The 14,813-nt window shown below is 66.9% G+C and carries 10 protein-coding genes; 8 read left to right on the forward strand and 2 right to left on the reverse strand.

The window, feature by feature from the left end; genetic code table 11:
• The first annotated feature begins 32 nt into the window (after positions 1–32).
• The 5 genes from G1H10_RS11985 to G1H10_RS12005 are packed head-to-tail and all read left to right on the forward strand — an operon-like array spanning position 33 to position 6,512.
• Positions 33–1,688 carry a type 2 periplasmic-binding domain-containing protein gene (locus G1H10_RS11985; RefSeq protein WP_163737471.1) on the forward strand — a complete coding sequence of 552 codons (1,656 nt, stop codon included), beginning with the start codon at positions 33–35 and terminating at the stop codon, positions 1,686–1,688.
• 4 nt (positions 1,689–1,692) lie between these two features.
• Positions 1,693–2,661 carry an ABC transporter permease gene (locus tag G1H10_RS11990; protein WP_163737474.1) on the forward strand — a complete coding sequence of 323 codons (969 nt, stop codon included), beginning with the start codon at positions 1,693–1,695 and terminating at the stop codon, positions 2,659–2,661.
• 16 nt (positions 2,662–2,677) lie between these two features.
• Positions 2,678–3,589: a carbohydrate ABC transporter permease gene (locus G1H10_RS11995; RefSeq protein WP_163737477.1), complete on the forward strand. Its 912-nt coding sequence runs from the start codon at positions 2,678–2,680 to the stop codon at positions 3,587–3,589.
• A gap of 4 nt (positions 3,590–3,593) precedes the next feature.
• Positions 3,594–4,307 carry a YesL family protein gene (locus tag G1H10_RS12000; RefSeq protein ID WP_163737480.1) on the forward strand — a complete coding sequence of 238 codons (714 nt, stop codon included), beginning with the start codon at positions 3,594–3,596 and terminating at the stop codon, positions 4,305–4,307.
• Between the two features lie 57 nt (positions 4,308–4,364).
• Positions 4,365–6,512 (forward strand): glycoside hydrolase family 31 protein, encoded by a 2,148-nt coding sequence (locus G1H10_RS12005; RefSeq protein ID WP_163737483.1) that lies wholly within the window; start codon positions 4,365–4,367, stop codon positions 6,510–6,512.
• A gap of 210 nt (positions 6,513–6,722) precedes the next feature.
• On the opposite strand, the gene G1H10_RS12010 is transcribed toward G1H10_RS12005, so the two are convergent.
• Positions 6,723–9,953 (reverse strand): glycosyl hydrolase family 95 catalytic domain-containing protein, encoded by a 3,231-nt coding sequence (locus tag G1H10_RS12010; protein WP_163737486.1) that lies wholly within the window; start codon positions 9,951–9,953, stop codon positions 6,723–6,725.
• A gap of 305 nt (positions 9,954–10,258) precedes the next feature.
• Between G1H10_RS12010 and G1H10_RS12015 the strand changes: the two genes are divergently transcribed.
• The 3 genes from G1H10_RS12015 (at position 10,259) to G1H10_RS12025 (ending at position 13,933) form a co-directional block, all read left to right on the forward strand.
• Positions 10,259–11,779: a sugar ABC transporter ATP-binding protein gene (locus tag G1H10_RS12015; protein ID WP_312856571.1), complete on the forward strand. Its 1,521-nt coding sequence runs from the start codon at positions 10,259–10,261 to the stop codon at positions 11,777–11,779.
• Positions 11,776–12,822 (forward strand): ABC transporter permease, encoded by a 1,047-nt coding sequence (locus G1H10_RS12020; RefSeq protein WP_163737489.1) that lies wholly within the window; start codon positions 11,776–11,778, stop codon positions 12,820–12,822. The genes G1H10_RS12015 and G1H10_RS12020 overlap by 4 nt, the downstream gene beginning before the upstream one ends.
• Positions 12,823–12,946: 124 nt before the next feature.
• Positions 12,947–13,933: an ABC transporter substrate-binding protein gene (locus G1H10_RS12025; RefSeq protein WP_163737914.1), complete on the forward strand. Its 987-nt coding sequence runs from the start codon at positions 12,947–12,949 to the stop codon at positions 13,931–13,933.
• Between the two features lie 95 nt (positions 13,934–14,028).
• Here G1H10_RS12025 and G1H10_RS12030 read toward each other — a convergent pair whose 3' ends face one another.
• Positions 14,029–14,778 carry a TIGR03936 family radical SAM-associated protein gene (locus G1H10_RS12030; protein WP_216853184.1) on the reverse strand — a complete coding sequence of 250 codons (750 nt, stop codon included), beginning with the start codon at positions 14,776–14,778 and terminating at the stop codon, positions 14,029–14,031.
• Positions 14,779–14,813: the final 35 nt, after the last annotated feature.

Genomic DNA, 14,813 nt, shown 5'->3' on the forward strand with positions numbered 1-14,813 from the left:
CGCGCGTCAGACCTGAACTCAAGGAGGAGTCCATGGCCAGCAGGAACAACGGCCGGCAAGAGCCGGCGCGGACCACACCAGCACGGACGGCGCTACGTACGGCGTCGTCCACCGTCGCGGCGGCCGGACTCATCCTCGCCGGGTGTTCCGGCGGCGACGGCGGGGGTGGTGACGGTTCGGGCGACGGCCGGGTGAGCATCCTGGTGACCAAGCACGCGCTCACCGGGCCGGTGGAGGAGATGGGATGGGTCACCGATCTCGAGGAGCTCGCCGACGTCACCATCGAATGGGAAGAGGTCTCGTCGGACTGGGACCAGAAGAAGTCGACCATGCTGGCTGCCGGCGACGTCCCTGATCTGATCGTCGGCACCAACGCCATCACCGATTCCGACCTCGCGACATTCGGAACCCTCTTCGAGGACCTCAGCGACGATCTGGCGGCGATGCCGAACGTCGAGGCGATGTTCGCCGAGAACCCGGAACTGGAGTCGATGGCTACTCAGACCGGCGGCGAGGTCTACGCCATCGGCGGATACCGGCGCTTCTGGCCGGAGACCGTCACGCACCAATACATCAACCAGCAGTGGCTGGACGAGGTCGGCCTCGACGTTCCGACCACCTGGGACGAGTTGTTCGACGTGCTGGTCGCCTTCAAGGAGCAGGACGCGAACGGCAATGGAGATCCGAACGATGAGATCCCGATGGACTGGTCGCCGGTAGGCACCGACGGCTTCGGCTATTTCCAGCCCAGTGTCCTGCTCGGCAGCCTCGGCCTGCCGATCTCCAGCGGCGGCGGTCAGGGCTACTTCCTCGAGGACGGCGAGGTGGGGAACTTCCTCGTCGACGAGCGCTACCGGGAGGTCATCGAGTTCCTCCGCCGCTGCTACGCCGAAGGCCTGATCAGCGAAGACGTGATGACGCAAGACTACTCCGCGTACCAGTCGGTGGGCCGTGGCGACGGCGACACCGCACGGGTCGGCTTCAGCTGGGGATGGACGGCGAGCGACCGGTTCGGCGCCCAGCTGGCCGAACAATACGTCGCGACCGCGCCGCTGCTCGCCGAGGCCGGCCAGAGCGAGCCGGTGACCTGGACGTACGACGGCTACGGGGAGAACTATCCGGCCAATCAGATCGTCATGTCGGCGAACGCCGGGGACAAGGAGGCCGCCCTGCGCGTCGTCGACGCATTCTATGAGCAGGACATCTCGCTGCAGGTCCTGTGGGGAGAGTTCGGCGAGAACATCGAGAAGGTCAGCGACACCGAGTACGAGGTGCTGCCCCCTGCTGACGGCACCACCGACCCGTCGACCTGGAAATGGACGACGACGATCGCGGACCTCGGTCCCATGTGGATCCGCGACGACATCGACGTGACGCTGCCGACCGACCTGCAGGAGGCCAGGGACGACACCGAGCCCCTGCAGGAGGCCCTGGACAACATGGATCTCGAGCAGGACGTCTACCCGTCGCAGTTCATCCAGTTCAGCCAGGAGGACCAGAACACGCTCGCGCTCAACGACACGAACATCCTCAACATCACCCAGACGAAGTTCGCCGAGTGGATCACCTCCGGCGGCGTCGAGGACGAGTGGGACAGCTACGTCTCCCAGGTCGAAGGCTCGGGGCTCGGCGACAACATCGAGATCCACCAGCGTTACTACGACGAGTACATGGCCGACCAGGGCTGACGCCATGGCAGTCGCAGCCAAGGAGGCCGCCCCCGCCGCACCGCCCCGACCGCGCGTGCAGCGGCGGGGGCACGGCCTCGCACGACACGTCAAGCTGTACTGGCAGCTGTGGGCGATGGTGGCGCCGGCGGTGGCCTTCGTCGCCGTGTTCGCCTACATCCCGATGTACGGGATCCAGCTGGCCTTCCGCGAGTTCGACTTCGCCAGCGGCCTCACCGGCGGCGAATGGGTGGGGCTGAAGTACTTCCAGCAGTTCTTCGACAGCCCGCAGTTCTGGACGCTGATGCGGAACACGATCGCGATCAGCCTGGCGACGTTGGTGGTCGGATTCATCGCCCCGATCGTGCTGGCCCTGATCGTGAACCAGATCGCCCACGCGGGCAACAAACGGTTCATGCAGACGGCCACCTACCTGCCGCATTTCATCTCGATCGTCGTGGTGGTCGGGATGCTGCACGTGTTCCTGTCCCCGTCGTCGGGGCTGCTCACCCAGTTCCTGGAACTCTTCGGTATCTCGGGTGTCAACCTGCTCGGCGACACCCGGACGTTCGTACCGGTCTACGTGATCTCCGACGTCTGGCAACACTGCGGATGGAACAGCATCATCTATCTGGCGGCGCTCTCCCGCGTCGACCCGCAGCTGTACGAAGCGGCCAAGATCGACGGCGCGAACCGGCTGCAGCTCATCCGGCACGTCGACCTTCCCGCACTGACGCCGACGATGATCATCCTGCTCATCCTCAACATGGGCAACGTGCTGAACACCGGCTTCGAGAAGGTGTTCCTGATGCAGAACACGCTGAACCTGCCGGTCTCCGAAGTGATCTCGACCTACGTCTACAAGATCGGCATCCTGAACAACCAGTTCAGTTACTCCACGGCGATCGGACTGTTCAACACGCTCATCAACTTCACGTTCCTGGTCGTCGCCAACCAGATCGCCAAGCGCGTGTCGAACACGAGCCTGTGGTGAGGAGGGCCCGAGTCACATGTCGAGGCTGAACATGCCCGTCCGAAAGCGGAAGGCGGGCGACGTCGCGTTCTCGATCGCGCTCGCCGTGGTCTGCTTCCTGATCCTCTTCGCCGTCGTCTACCCCGTCTACTTTGTGGCGATCGCGTCGATCAGCGATCCCTCGAAGGTCGCGACCGGCCAGGTCTGGCTCATCCCGCAGGGCGTGAACCTGTTCGGATACGAGCAGATCTTGAGCGACGGCCGGATCTGGACCGGTTACCGGAACACGCTGCTCTACAGCGTGGTGGGTACGGCGCTGAACCTGTGCGTCACGCTGCCCGCCGCCTACGCGCTCTCCCGCCGCGAGTTCCGCCCGCGGCGGCCGCTGATGTTGTTCTTCGCGTTCACGATGTTCTTCAACGGCGGGCTGATCCCGACCTACCTGCTCTACCGCGACCTGAACCTGCTGGACAACTGGCTGGTGTTCATCCTGCCGTCGGCGGTGAACGTGTACAACCTGATCATCACCCGAGCGTTCTTCGAGTACTCCTTGTCCGAGGAGCTGTTCGAGGCGGCGATGATCGACGGGCTGTCGTATTTCCAGTATTTCCTGAAGGTCGCATTGCCGCTGTCGAAGGCGATCATCTCCGTGATCGGCCTGTACTACCTGGTGTATCACTGGAACGACTTCTTCACCGGCCTGGTCTTCATCCGCGATTACAGCCTGCAGCCTCTGCAGATCGTGCTGCGCGACATCCTCATCTCCAACCAGGCCTTCGCCGGCGGATCGGGTGGTGCCGGTGGCTCAGGCACGAGCTATGCCCAGCAGTACGCGGATCAGATCAAATACGGCGTGATCATCGTCTCCACCCTCCCGGTGATCGCGCTCTACCCGTTCCTGCAGCGCTACTTCGAGAAGGGCGTCATGATCGGGTCGGTGAAGGGCTGATGAGATGAACCGGCTGCTCGGATGGCACATCGGCCTCGGTGAGACGGGGCTACGTCTCTTCCAGCTGCACCTGCTCTGGCTGGGCTGGACACTCGTCGGCGGAGTGGTCTTGGGCGTGTTCCCGGCGACGGCGGCCGTCTACGCCGTGCTCCGCAAGGACCTCATGCGTGGCGGCGACGACGGCGGCGGCCAAGGCGGGGCGCGTGCCGCACCGCGGGCACGGCTGCGTACGGAGTTCCGCGCGGCGTGGAGGCGGGAGTTCCGCGCCGCCAACTGTCTCGGGTATACCTTCGTGGCCATCTGGTCCTTGCTCCTCTTCGACCGCCACCTGCTGACCACGGTCGATCTGGGCGCGCTCGGCCCACTGCTGGCCGGGCTGCTGTGGCTGCTCACCGTGTTCGTGTTCGGCATGACGGCATGTGTCGGGACGTTGTCCGCGCATTTCTCCGAGAGCGTCCCCGCGCTGGTACGGCGCAGCGCCGTGTTCGTCCTCGCGCGGCCGGTCTACGCCGCGGTCAACGCCGTCGTGGTGGCGGTGGTGCTGTGCGTGTACTACCTGATCCCCGGCCTGGTACCGGTGTTCGGCCTGGTGGTGCCGGCGTACTTCTCCTTCGTCTACATCTTCAGCACCGGCATCCTGCCGAACGGCACACGGCACGCTCCCAGCACCACGTCGCGGACGATCACCCCGTCACCCGCCCGGAGCGGCGGCCGGTGACGTCCGCACACATCTCATCTCACGACTCGCAGACGGCGAAAGGCACGGTTAGCACACATGATCGAACAGACTCTGCCGGCGGACGGACCGTTCCAGGTCGACGGCCTGCGACTGACCTGGCGCGGTGGCGGGGAGACCGTCGTCGTCGAGCCGTGGGGAAAGGACAGCGTGCGGGTCCGATCCGCACTCGGCGCGGACGTCGCCGACACCGACTGGGCGTTACTGGTGCCCGAGCCCGGGACGCACGCCGCGGCCCGGCTCGAGCTCGACGGCGACACCGCTGTCCTGGTGAACGGCCGGATCCGGGTCGAGGCGAAGGCCCGGGAGTTCTTCGACGCCCAGCTCGGTTATCCGCGGTTCTCCTGCCGGCTCTCGTTCTACGACGTGGACGGACGGCTCCTGCTGCGCGAGACCGGCGACGGCGGGGCGCTGAAGATCCGGGCGCGCGACTACGACGCCCAGACCGGCGGCACCTGTCGTACGCGCGTGCTTCTCGACTCCGATCCCGCCGAGAAGCTGTACGGGATGGGCCAGTATCAGCAGGACATCCTCGACATCAAGGGCTGCACGTTCGAGCTGGCACACCGGAACTCCCAGGTCAGCGTGCCGTTCGTGCTCTCCAGCGCCGGATACGGGTTCCTCTGGCACAATCCGGCGATCGGTCGCGCGACGTTCGCCGCCAACCGGACGGAGTGGGAGGCCGAGTCCGCCCGCCAGATCGACTACTGGGTGACGGCGGGATCCAGCCCGGCGGAGATCACCCGCGCCTACGCCGCCGCCACCGGGCACGTCCCGATGATGCCCGAATACGGCCTCGGCCTGTGGCAGAGCAAGCTGCGGTACGTCGACCAGGAGCAATTGCTCGACGTCGCGCGCGAGTACAGGCGGCGTGACCTGCCCCTGGACGTGATCGTGGCCGACTTCTTCCACTGGCCGCGGATGGGCGATTTCCGGTTCGAGGAGGAGTTCTGGCCCGATCCGGCAGCCATGGTCGCCGAGCTGACGGAACTCGGCGTCGAACTGATGGTGTCGGTCTGGCCGCAGGTGTCGCACGAGTCGGAGAATTACGCGGAGATGTCCCGCCGCGGTCTGCTCGCCCTCACCAACCGCGGCGTCGACATCCAGATGCAGTTCGGCGGCCCGAGCCGGTTCGTCGACGTGACCAACCCCGCCGCACGTGCGTACGTGTGGGAGAAGTGCCGGGAGAACTACGCGCGCCACGGGATCCGCATGTTCTGGCTGGACGAGGCGGAGCCGGAATACGGCAGCTACGACTACGCCGCCTACCGGTACCACCTGGGGCAGGCGATCGAGGTCGGCAATCTCTACCCGCAGCTGTTCTCCCGCGCCTTCTACAACGGCATGACGGACGACGGCGCGCACGGCGAGGACAGCAGCGCGCACGACGAGGGCAGCGGCGCGCACGACGAGGGCAGCGGCGCGCGCGACGGGGGCGATGGCGGCTCCGACCGCACGGGCGTGGTGAACCTCGTCCGCTGTGCCTGGGCGGGCAGCCAACGTTACGGCGCGCTCGTCTGGTCGGGCGACATCCACTCGTCGTTCCCGTCCATGCGCCGCCAAGTGACCGCCGGAATCCACATGGGCGTGGCGGGCATCCCCTGGTTCACCACGGACATCGGCGGATTCGGCGGCGGCCACGTGGACGACCCGGCGTTTCGGGAGTTACTGGTGCGGTGGTTCCAGCTCGGCGCCTTCCTCCCCGTCATGCGGATGCACGGCGATCGCGCCCCGAGCGCGGAGGTGTACGCCGCCGACGGCTCGCCCCGTCGCCACACGGGCGCCGGCAACGAGCTGTGGAGCTACGGGCCGGACGTCTTCGAGATCCTCTCCCGCTACGCCCGCCTACGCGAGGCGATGCGGGACTACACCCGGGACCTCATGCGGCAGGCGCACGCCGACGGCCAGCCGGTGATGCGCGGTATGTTCCATGAGTTCCCGGACGACCCGGTCGCCTGGGAGCTGGCCGACCAATTCCTCTTCGGACCCGACCTGCTCGTCGCCCCGGTGATGGTCGAAGGCGCGACCTCCCGACGGGTCTATCTGCCCGCGGGGGCGTCGTGGACGGATCTGCGCTCCGGGAACGCCGCCGCCGGCAGCCAGTGGATCGATGCCGAGGCGCCGCTCGACGTCATCCCCGTCTTCGCCCGTAACGGCGCCCTGCCTGAACTGGCCGGAAAGGTCTGACCGCACCGGAAAGCCCCACATCAGCGGCCGCGCGGAGTCTCATCGCCGCTGGACACTGGGAGCGCCTCGGTTGCGCCGGCTCCCCGGTGCCGACGCAACCGCTGCGTGGCAAACTCGCATGCCTGCCATGATCATGTCCGGTTTGCGAAAGAGATAAACATCGACCGCTTTCGCCGCCACCGTTCCGTCGTCGGTCGCTGGCGGCGAGGCTCAATCGGCGCCGAAGACCTGGACCTCGGCGAGCGACAACGCGTTGTCGCTCGCCAGCTGCACCCGCACGTAGCGTCCCGACCGGTCCACGTCGACGATCGACGGCGTTCCGCCCTGTCCGGCATGGTGATAGGACCACACCGCATCGTCGGCCAGCGTGTCCTCCAGCGCCGCCGAGGCGAACGGCTCCTCGGATACGTGGACATAGAAGTCGGTCAGCCGATCCGAGCAGCAGTCGGTCCGGTTCCAGATCGCGATCTCCGAGATGTCCTGCGACTCGCCCAGGTCCACCTGCCACCATGACTCGGGCTGGAAGTCGGTATGCGTCACCGACCCGGCACCGTAGACGCCGCTGGTGTCGCCGTCCACCGCCCGCTGCGGCGCCCCGCCGTGCGCGGTGCTGGACTGGCTCGCCGACCGGCCGAGCGCGTGATTGAGCCGCCCCACCTGCAGGCGGCCGTCCGTCGACAGCGACCATTCGTCCGTCGCAACCGTTGCGGCCAGGCGGTACGTACCGTCGGCCGCGTCCGGTGGGATGCGCACCGTGAACTCCGCGGTCCGCGACACCCGGGGGCGTACCGGCGCCAGCCGGATCGACTCCGGCTGCGTCGACCATCCGTCCGGAACCTCCAGGGTCACCTGGGTGACGCCCAGCGTCCGCTCGTTGGCGGCCAGCGTGACGGTGATGGGGACGTCCGCCCCGCTCCGCTGGAGTTCCGCCGGCACATCCATGGTCAGGCGGGCCAGCGGCACGATCCGGTAGGTCTCACCGGCGAGAGCGTCGACCGTCACCACACCGTCGTCGAGCGAGAAGTCCTCCGGGCGATCGTTCGCTCGATAGACTCTGACCGGCCCGTCGAACTGGGCGTGGCGCACCGACAGCGCACCGTCGCGGTCGGCGGTGATCCGAGCCTCCACCAGCGCACCCGCGCTCCAGGTTGCGCCGACGGTCGCGGCACCGCGGGCGCGCAGCCCGTCGAACGCCCCGTCCGGCCAGCTGTCCGGCACCGCGGGGAGAATCTCGATCGCGTCCGTGTGGCTCTGCACGAGCATCTCCGCCACCCCCGCGGTGCCGCCGAAGTTGCCGTCGATCTGGAACGGCGGGTGGGTGTCCCACAGGTTCGGCAACGTCGAGTGCACCAGCTGCTCGCGCAGCATCTTGTGGGCGCGGTCGCCGTCGAGTAGCCGGGCCCAGAAGTTGACCTTCCATGCCTTGCTCCACCCGGTTCCGCCGTCGCCCCGGGCGTTCAATGACACCTCGGCGGCGGCGGTGTAGTCCGGCGTCGTCGCCGGGGAGATCTGGTTGCCCGGGTGCAGCGCATACAGGTGGGAGACGTGCCGGTGATCATTGTCCGGATCGTCGATGTCGGTCTTCCACTCCTGCAGCTGGCCCCAAGAGCCGATCCGCAGTCCGGGGTCGAGCGCATCGAGCGCCTTGTGCAGTTCAGCCCGGAACGCGTGATCCGCGTCGAGCGTCTCGGCGGCCTCGATGGTGCTGGTCAGCAGGTCCCAGACGATCTGCTGCGACATCGCGGCGCCGGCGGTGTAGGGCCCGTGCTCCGGCGAATAACTCGGCGAGACGACCAGCGACCCGTCGCGGCGGTCCTCGACCAGGAAGTCCAGCCAGAACTCGGCCGCTCCCTTCATGATCGGGTACGCCCGTTCGCGCAGGAACTCCTCATCCCGGGTGAACAGGTAGTGCTCCCACAGGTGACGGCACAACCAGCCGTTGGCCTCCGGGAACCAGAAGGCGGTCGGCCAGTCGTGCACGCCGGTGTAGCCGAACGGGTTGGTCTCGTTCTGCACCACCCAGCCGCGGGCATCGAACATCTCCTCGGCGCTGGCCGCACCGGGCGCGCGCAGGGCATCGATGAAGTCGTGCAGCGGCTCCGCCGTCTCGGCCAGGTTGGTCAGCTCGGCGGGCCAGTAGTTCATCTGCAGGTTGATGTTGACGTGGTAGTCCGCGCTCCACGGGTTGGACACTCCCTGTGCCCACACGCCTTGCAGGTTCGCCGGCAGCGTGCCCGGCCGCGACGACGAGATCAACAGGTAGCGTCCGTACTGCGCGTACAACACCTCGAGGTATCGCGCGCCGGCCGGATCGAGCTCTCCGGCGCCGTACGCGGCCAGCAGCTCGTCTGTCGTCAGCTCGGGAGCCTGCTGGCCGAGATCCAGCCGGAACCGGTCGAACAGCTCCCGGTAGTCCGCCACGTGGGCATCGCGCAACTCTGGGTAGGGCGTGCGGGCAGCGTCGTCGACGGTTCCCGTCACCCGATCGTGTGGGTCCTCGCCCCGGTAGTCCGGGTATGCGGGGGCGTAGTCGGTGCCGGCCGCCAGCAGGATGGTCACGGCGTCGGCGCCGGCGACCCGTACCGTCGTATCCGTCCCGCCGACGGTGCCGCCCTCGGCGACGACGCGCAGCTGGGATTCGAACCGCAGTTGATTGTCGTCGAGGTTTCCGGCGACGGTCAGGCGCGCGTCGCGCTCGCCGACCTCCTCCCGGCGTACCGTCGTATTACTCCGGCCCGGTGGAATCGTCTGCGAGAGATCGAACGTGAGCGAGGCCGGCTGGTCCGCCGTCAGCCGGACGACCAGTACGCCATCGGGATGGCTCGCCAGGTACTCGCGGGTGTAGCCGACGCCGCTGTCGGTGTAGCGGACCGAGGCGACGCTGTTGCGGATGTCGAGTTCGCGGGCGTAATCCACCGGCCCTTCCGGGTCGCCGAAATCGAGACGCAGCTCGCCGAAGGTCGAGTACGATCCGTAGCCCACCTTCGACTGACCCAGCAAGGATGCGATCCGCTCCGGCGCCACCTCGACGTCGTCCTCCACCAGCCGCCTGGCCTCACCGAGGGCGTCCGGGCGTTCAGACGTCCAGTTGCCATAGGTGTAGTCGTAGTCGTCGGACGGACCACCCGACCACAACGTCTTCTCGTTGAACTGGATCCGTTCGGTGCCGATCCCGCCGAAGATCACCGCGCCGAGGTGACCGTTGCCGATCGGCAGTCCGTGGCTCTCCCAGCTGGTGGCGGGCTCGTCGTACCGGAGGATCAGATCCGGCGGCTCGGAGGTCTCCCGGTCGGTGGCCGCCGGATGACCGGCGGCGACGGCGTGTCCCACACTCCAGCCGAACGGAGCAGCGACCACGCCGGCCGCTATCCCGGAGATGAAGCGGCGCCGGGACACCGCGCTCGGCGGCGCGCACACGTCTGCGGCCCATGGTGAGGGCATCGGATGAGTCGTAGAGTCCCAAGGTCGTCGTCTTGCTCGCTCGTCGTCCATGACGTCTCCCAGCAATCGACCTATACGTCGGATGTCTGGAAAGTTATGGTGTCACTCAGGCCTCGTCAAGGCCGGATCTGCGGCGAATCCCTCCGAGGATTTACAAGATCGCAGGTCACACGTTACGCCGATGATTTCGGTGCGGTTACAGCCATTGACATGACTTGTAACAAAGCTACGATCGGATTCATCCGACCTATAGCGGACGGCAGAGGCAGTACGGCCCCAGCTTACCGATCAGACAGGGAGCGGACGTGGACCAGCAGCTGCTCACGATCAACGGGGTCAGCAAGGCCTTCCCAGGCGTCCGGGCGCTGCACGAGGTGAACTTCGACCTGACGTCAGGTGAGGTGCACGCCCTGGTCGGCGAGAACGGAGCGGGCAAGTCCACCCTGATGAAGGTACTCGCCGGCATCCATCGACCAGACGCCGGCACCATCCGTGTCGACGGCCGCACGGTGGAGATCGACGGACCGCAGGCGGCGCAGGACCTCGGCATCAGCATCATCCACCAAGAGCTGTCGCTGATGCCGGATCTCACCATCGCCGAGAACATCTACATCGGCCGGGAACGGCGCCGGGGTCTCGGATTCTTCGTCGACGAGAAGGACCTCAACCGACGCGCCGGTGAGCTCTTCGAACGCCTCGGCATCGTCCTGGATCCCCGCAGCCGGGTGGGTGACCTGCTCGTCGCCCAACAGCAGGTGGTGGAGATCGCCAAGGCGCTCTCGTTCGACGCCCGGATCCTGATCATGGACGAGCCTACGGCCGCGCTCACCGAGTCCGAGACCGAGACACTGTTCCGGCTGATCCGTGACTTGAAGCAGCACGGCACCGGAATCATCTACATCTCACACCGGCTGGAGGAGCTCAAAGCCGTCGCCGACCGGATCACCGTGATGCGCGACGGCACCTACATCGACACGCTCCCCGCCGCCGAGACCGATCTGCGCCACGTCATCTCCCTCATGGTGGGCCGCCAGATCAGGGATGAGACGCGCCCGCGGCCGAAGACGTCGGCCACTGAGACCGTCCTCCAGGTGCGAGGCCTGTCCACGAAGAGGTTGCTGCGGGATGTCGGCTTCGATCTGCGCAAGGGTGAGATCCTCGGATTCGCCGGACTCATGGGGGCCGGACGCACCGAGGTGGCCCGGGCCGTCTGCGGAGCGGACAAGGCCGACGCCGGCGAGATCATCCTGCACGGCAAGCCGGTCGCCATCAACAGCCCGGCGGAAGCGGCACAGCTGGGCATCGGTTATCTCTCCGAGGACCGCAAACGGTTCGGGCTCATGCTGGACCAGGATGTCCATTTCAACATCCTGATCTCTTCGGTGCAGCAGTACGCCAACGCCACCGGGTTGGTGCGGGACGAACAGGCGCGGCTGGAGTCGCAGCGCTACGTCGACACCCTGAAGATCAAGACGCCGTCCATCCGGCAACGGACGAAGAACCTCTCCGGCGGCAACCAGCAGAAGGTCGTCATCGCCAAGTGGCTGCTGCGCGACTGCGAGATCCTCATCTTCGACGAGCCCACCCGTGGCATCGACGTCGGGGCCAAGGAGGAGATCTACGACCTCCTCAACTCCCTGGCCGAGCAGGGGAAGTCGATCATCATGATCTCCTCCGAGCTGCCGGAGGTCTTGCGCCTGGCGCACCGGATCGTCGTCATGTGTGAAGGACGCGTCACCGGAATCCTGGACAACGCCGACGCCGATCAGGAGGTGCTGATGGACTACGCCACCCGGTCCGGAGTACATGGAGGCATCGCCACATGAAGCCAGTCGACACCGCCGAACGTGCCTCCGGCGGCGACGCCTCCGGCGGCACACCGGGGGCACCGGCCGAAGCGGGCACGCGCTCGCCACTGGGCCTGCTGCGGCGGCAGCTGCAACAGATCCTCGCCTTCGCCAGCCTGATCGTTCTGGCCGGATTCTTCTCCATCGCCAGCAGCAACTTTCTGACCTGGTCGAACATCAGCGGCATTCTGCTGTCGACGGCCGTCATCGGGATCCTCGCGCTGGGCACCACATTCGTCATCATCACCGGCGGGATCGAGCTCTCGCTGGGCACCGGGATGACCCTGGCCGCCGTGATGACCGGTGTCTTCCTGGTCAACCTCGGATGGCCGCTGGCCGTCGGCGTCGCCGGCGGCGTCCTCGTCGGCGCGTTGATCGGTTTCATCAACGGCGTCAACATCGCGTTCCTGAAGATCCCGCCGTTCATCGCGACCCTGGCGATGATGCTCATCGCCGAGGGCCTGGCCCTGGTCATCTCGGACGCCGCGCCGATCTACTTCACCGACGTGCCGGGATTCAACGATATCTCCCGCGGCAACCTCGTCCCGGGCCTGGACCTGCCGAACGCCGTCCTCATCCTGTTCGCGCTCACAGTCGTCGGCGCGGTGATCCTCAACAAGTCCATCCTCGGCCGCTACACGTTCGCCATCGGCAGCAACGAAGAGGCAGCCGGCATCTCCGGAATCAGCATCCGGAAATGGAAGATCATCGTGTACACGCTCTCCGGCGCCTTCATGGGCATCGCCGGCGTGGTGCTTGCCGCTCGCCTGAACTCGGCGCAGCCCTCGCTCGGCGTCGGCTACGAACTGCAGGCCATCGCCGCGGTGGTCATCGGCGGCACGTCGCTACAGGGCGGGAAGGGCAGCATCGTCGGCACGTTGATCGGCGCGCTGATCGTCGGAACCGTCACCAACGGCCTGCGCATCATGTCCGTCCCGCAGGAGTGGCAGACCGTGATCATCGGCTTGGTGATCCTGGTCGCCGTCTACACCGACATCCTGCGCCGAGGAAAGGGCGGCTAGTTCGGCTGCGCACGCCGTCGTCGGACGTCGTCGGACGTCGTCGAACGTCGTCGAATGCCCGTCCGGCACACCCTTCGTCCAGCACAACCGCGAGAAACCGGAGCACATCATGACAGAGCGAGCGATGAGAAGGCGGATCCTCGGGATCGTCGGCACCTTGGCGTTGGGATTCGCGCTCGCCGCGTGTTCCGACGATGACGCCGGTACCGCCTCCGGCGGCGACGGCGGCGGAGACGGCGGCCAGCGGCACATCGCCCTGGTCTCCAAGGGCTTCCAGCACCAGTTCTGGCAGGCCGTCCGGGACGGGGCTGAGCAGGCCGCGGACGAGTTCGGCGTCGACGTCAGCTTCGAGGGACCCGACTCGGAAGCGGAGGTCGCCCAGCAGATCGACCAACTGCAGACCGCCATCGACCGTAATCCGGACGCGCTCGGGTTCGCCGCGTTGGACAGCCAGGCCGCGGCACCCCTGATGGAGGAAGCCGCCAGCCGGGACATTCCGGTGGTCGCGTTCGACTCGGGTGTGGAGAGCGACGTCCCCGTCACCACGGCCGCGACGGACAACACGGCAGCCGCGGCGCTCGCGGCGGAACGCATGGTGGAGCTGATCGGTGGCGAGGGCCAGGTCGGGTTGGTGGTCCACGACCAGACCAGCGTCACCGGCGTCGAACGTCGTGACGGTTTCGTCGAGTACATCGAGGAGAACGCGCCGGACGTCGAGATCGTCGACATCCAGTACGGCGGCGGTGACCATCTGGAGTCGACCAACGTCGCCACGGCGATGATCCAGGCGTACCCGGACCTCAAGGGCATCTACGGCGCCAACGAGGGCTCCGCGATCGGTGTGGTCAACGCCGTCAAGGAACTGGGCATCGAAGGGGAGATCACGATCGTCGGCTTCGATTCCGGCCAGGCGCAGATCGACGCGATCAACGACGGCATCATGGCCGGAGCGATCACGCAGAACCCGGTCGGGATCGGCTACGAGACCGTCAAGGCCGCCGTCATGGCGCTGGACGGCGAAGACGTTCCGGAGACGATCGACACCGGCTTCTTCTGGTACGACACGTCCAACATCGACGACGACGAGATCCAAGCCGTCCTCTACGAGTGACCCGCCGGCGCCTAAACGATCATGTGAAGTGGGTTTTCTCGTGCCGTAACAGGTCTGCAGGCATGGGGGTGCGCGAGAAAACCCACTTCACATGATCATTTAGGTGGGGTCAGGTGTTGGTGGGCGGGGTTCCAGGTGCCTTGGGCCAGGCGGGTGACGCGGGGTGGTGTCGGCGGCTCGAAGTCGGCCACCTCGCGGAGCGCGCCGAGGATCTCCTCGGGCCGGACGGTGGGCGTCTGGTGTTCGATGACCAGGCGCAGCGCGGGCTCGTCGGCCGGCCGATCATCCTCGTCGACGACGACGCGCGCATGCAGTACCGCCGCACGGGCGTCGAGCGTGCGCGTGCCCTTCTTGGTCAACCGCTGCACCTCGACCGAATCCGCCGCCATCAGCGCGTCGACGGCACCACGGACGTCGTCCACCGCCGCGCCCGGCAGCTCGATCAGCCACGACGACGCCTGCAACTGGTCGGCGAGACTCCCCCGGCCTTCCAGCTCCACCTCGCTGACGCTCAGGATGTCCAGACCCGGTGGGAGAGCCGAATCGAGGGACGCGCGGACCTGCTCGGGGTCGCGCCGAGCGGTGAGGGAGATCTCCAGGTACTCGGCCTCGCTGGCGGCTCCGGTCGGCGCCGCCCCGACGAACGAGATCTTCGGATGCGGGGTGAAGCCGTGTGAGTACGCCATCGGCACGTCGGCGCGCCGCAGGGCACGTTCGAACGCTCGCTGGAAATCGCGGTGACTGGTGAACCGCAACCGGCCACGCTTGGCGAACTGGACTCTCATCTTCTGCACGGCCGGCAACTGGTTGCGCTCCGGGGCCGCTCGGTGCGACGACGAACTCACGCCACCACAGTAGACGGTCACGACGACGCCGGGGG

It is taken from the genome of Phytoactinopolyspora halotolerans, from assembly GCF_010550675.1.
Taxonomy (GTDB): Bacteria; Actinomycetota; Actinomycetes; order Jiangellales; family Jiangellaceae; genus Phytoactinopolyspora; species Phytoactinopolyspora halotolerans.

Excerpts from the sequence above, each read along its gene's own strand:
- G1H10_RS12010 (WP_163737486.1), bottom strand. The coding sequence starts at position 9,953 with ATGCCCTCACCATGGGCCGCAGACGTGTGCGCGCCGCCGAGCGCGGTG.
- G1H10_RS11985 (WP_163737471.1), top strand. The coding sequence starts at position 33 with ATGGCCAGCAGGAACAACGGCCGGCAAGAGCCGGCGCGGACCACACCA.
- G1H10_RS12025 (WP_163737914.1), top strand. The coding sequence starts at position 12,947 with ATGAGAAGGCGGATCCTCGGGATCGTCGGCACCTTGGCGTTGGGATTC.
- G1H10_RS11990 (WP_163737474.1), top strand. The coding sequence starts at position 1,693 with ATGGCAGTCGCAGCCAAGGAGGCCGCCCCCGCCGCACCGCCCCGACCG.
- G1H10_RS11995 (WP_163737477.1), top strand. The coding sequence starts at position 2,678 with ATGTCGAGGCTGAACATGCCCGTCCGAAAGCGGAAGGCGGGCGACGTC.
- G1H10_RS12005 (WP_163737483.1), top strand. The coding sequence starts at position 4,365 with ATGATCGAACAGACTCTGCCGGCGGACGGACCGTTCCAGGTCGACGGC.
- G1H10_RS12000 (WP_163737480.1), top strand. The coding sequence starts at position 3,594 with ATGAACCGGCTGCTCGGATGGCACATCGGCCTCGGTGAGACGGGGCTA.
- G1H10_RS12020 (WP_163737489.1), top strand. The coding sequence starts at position 11,776 with ATGAAGCCAGTCGACACCGCCGAACGTGCCTCCGGCGGCGACGCCTCC.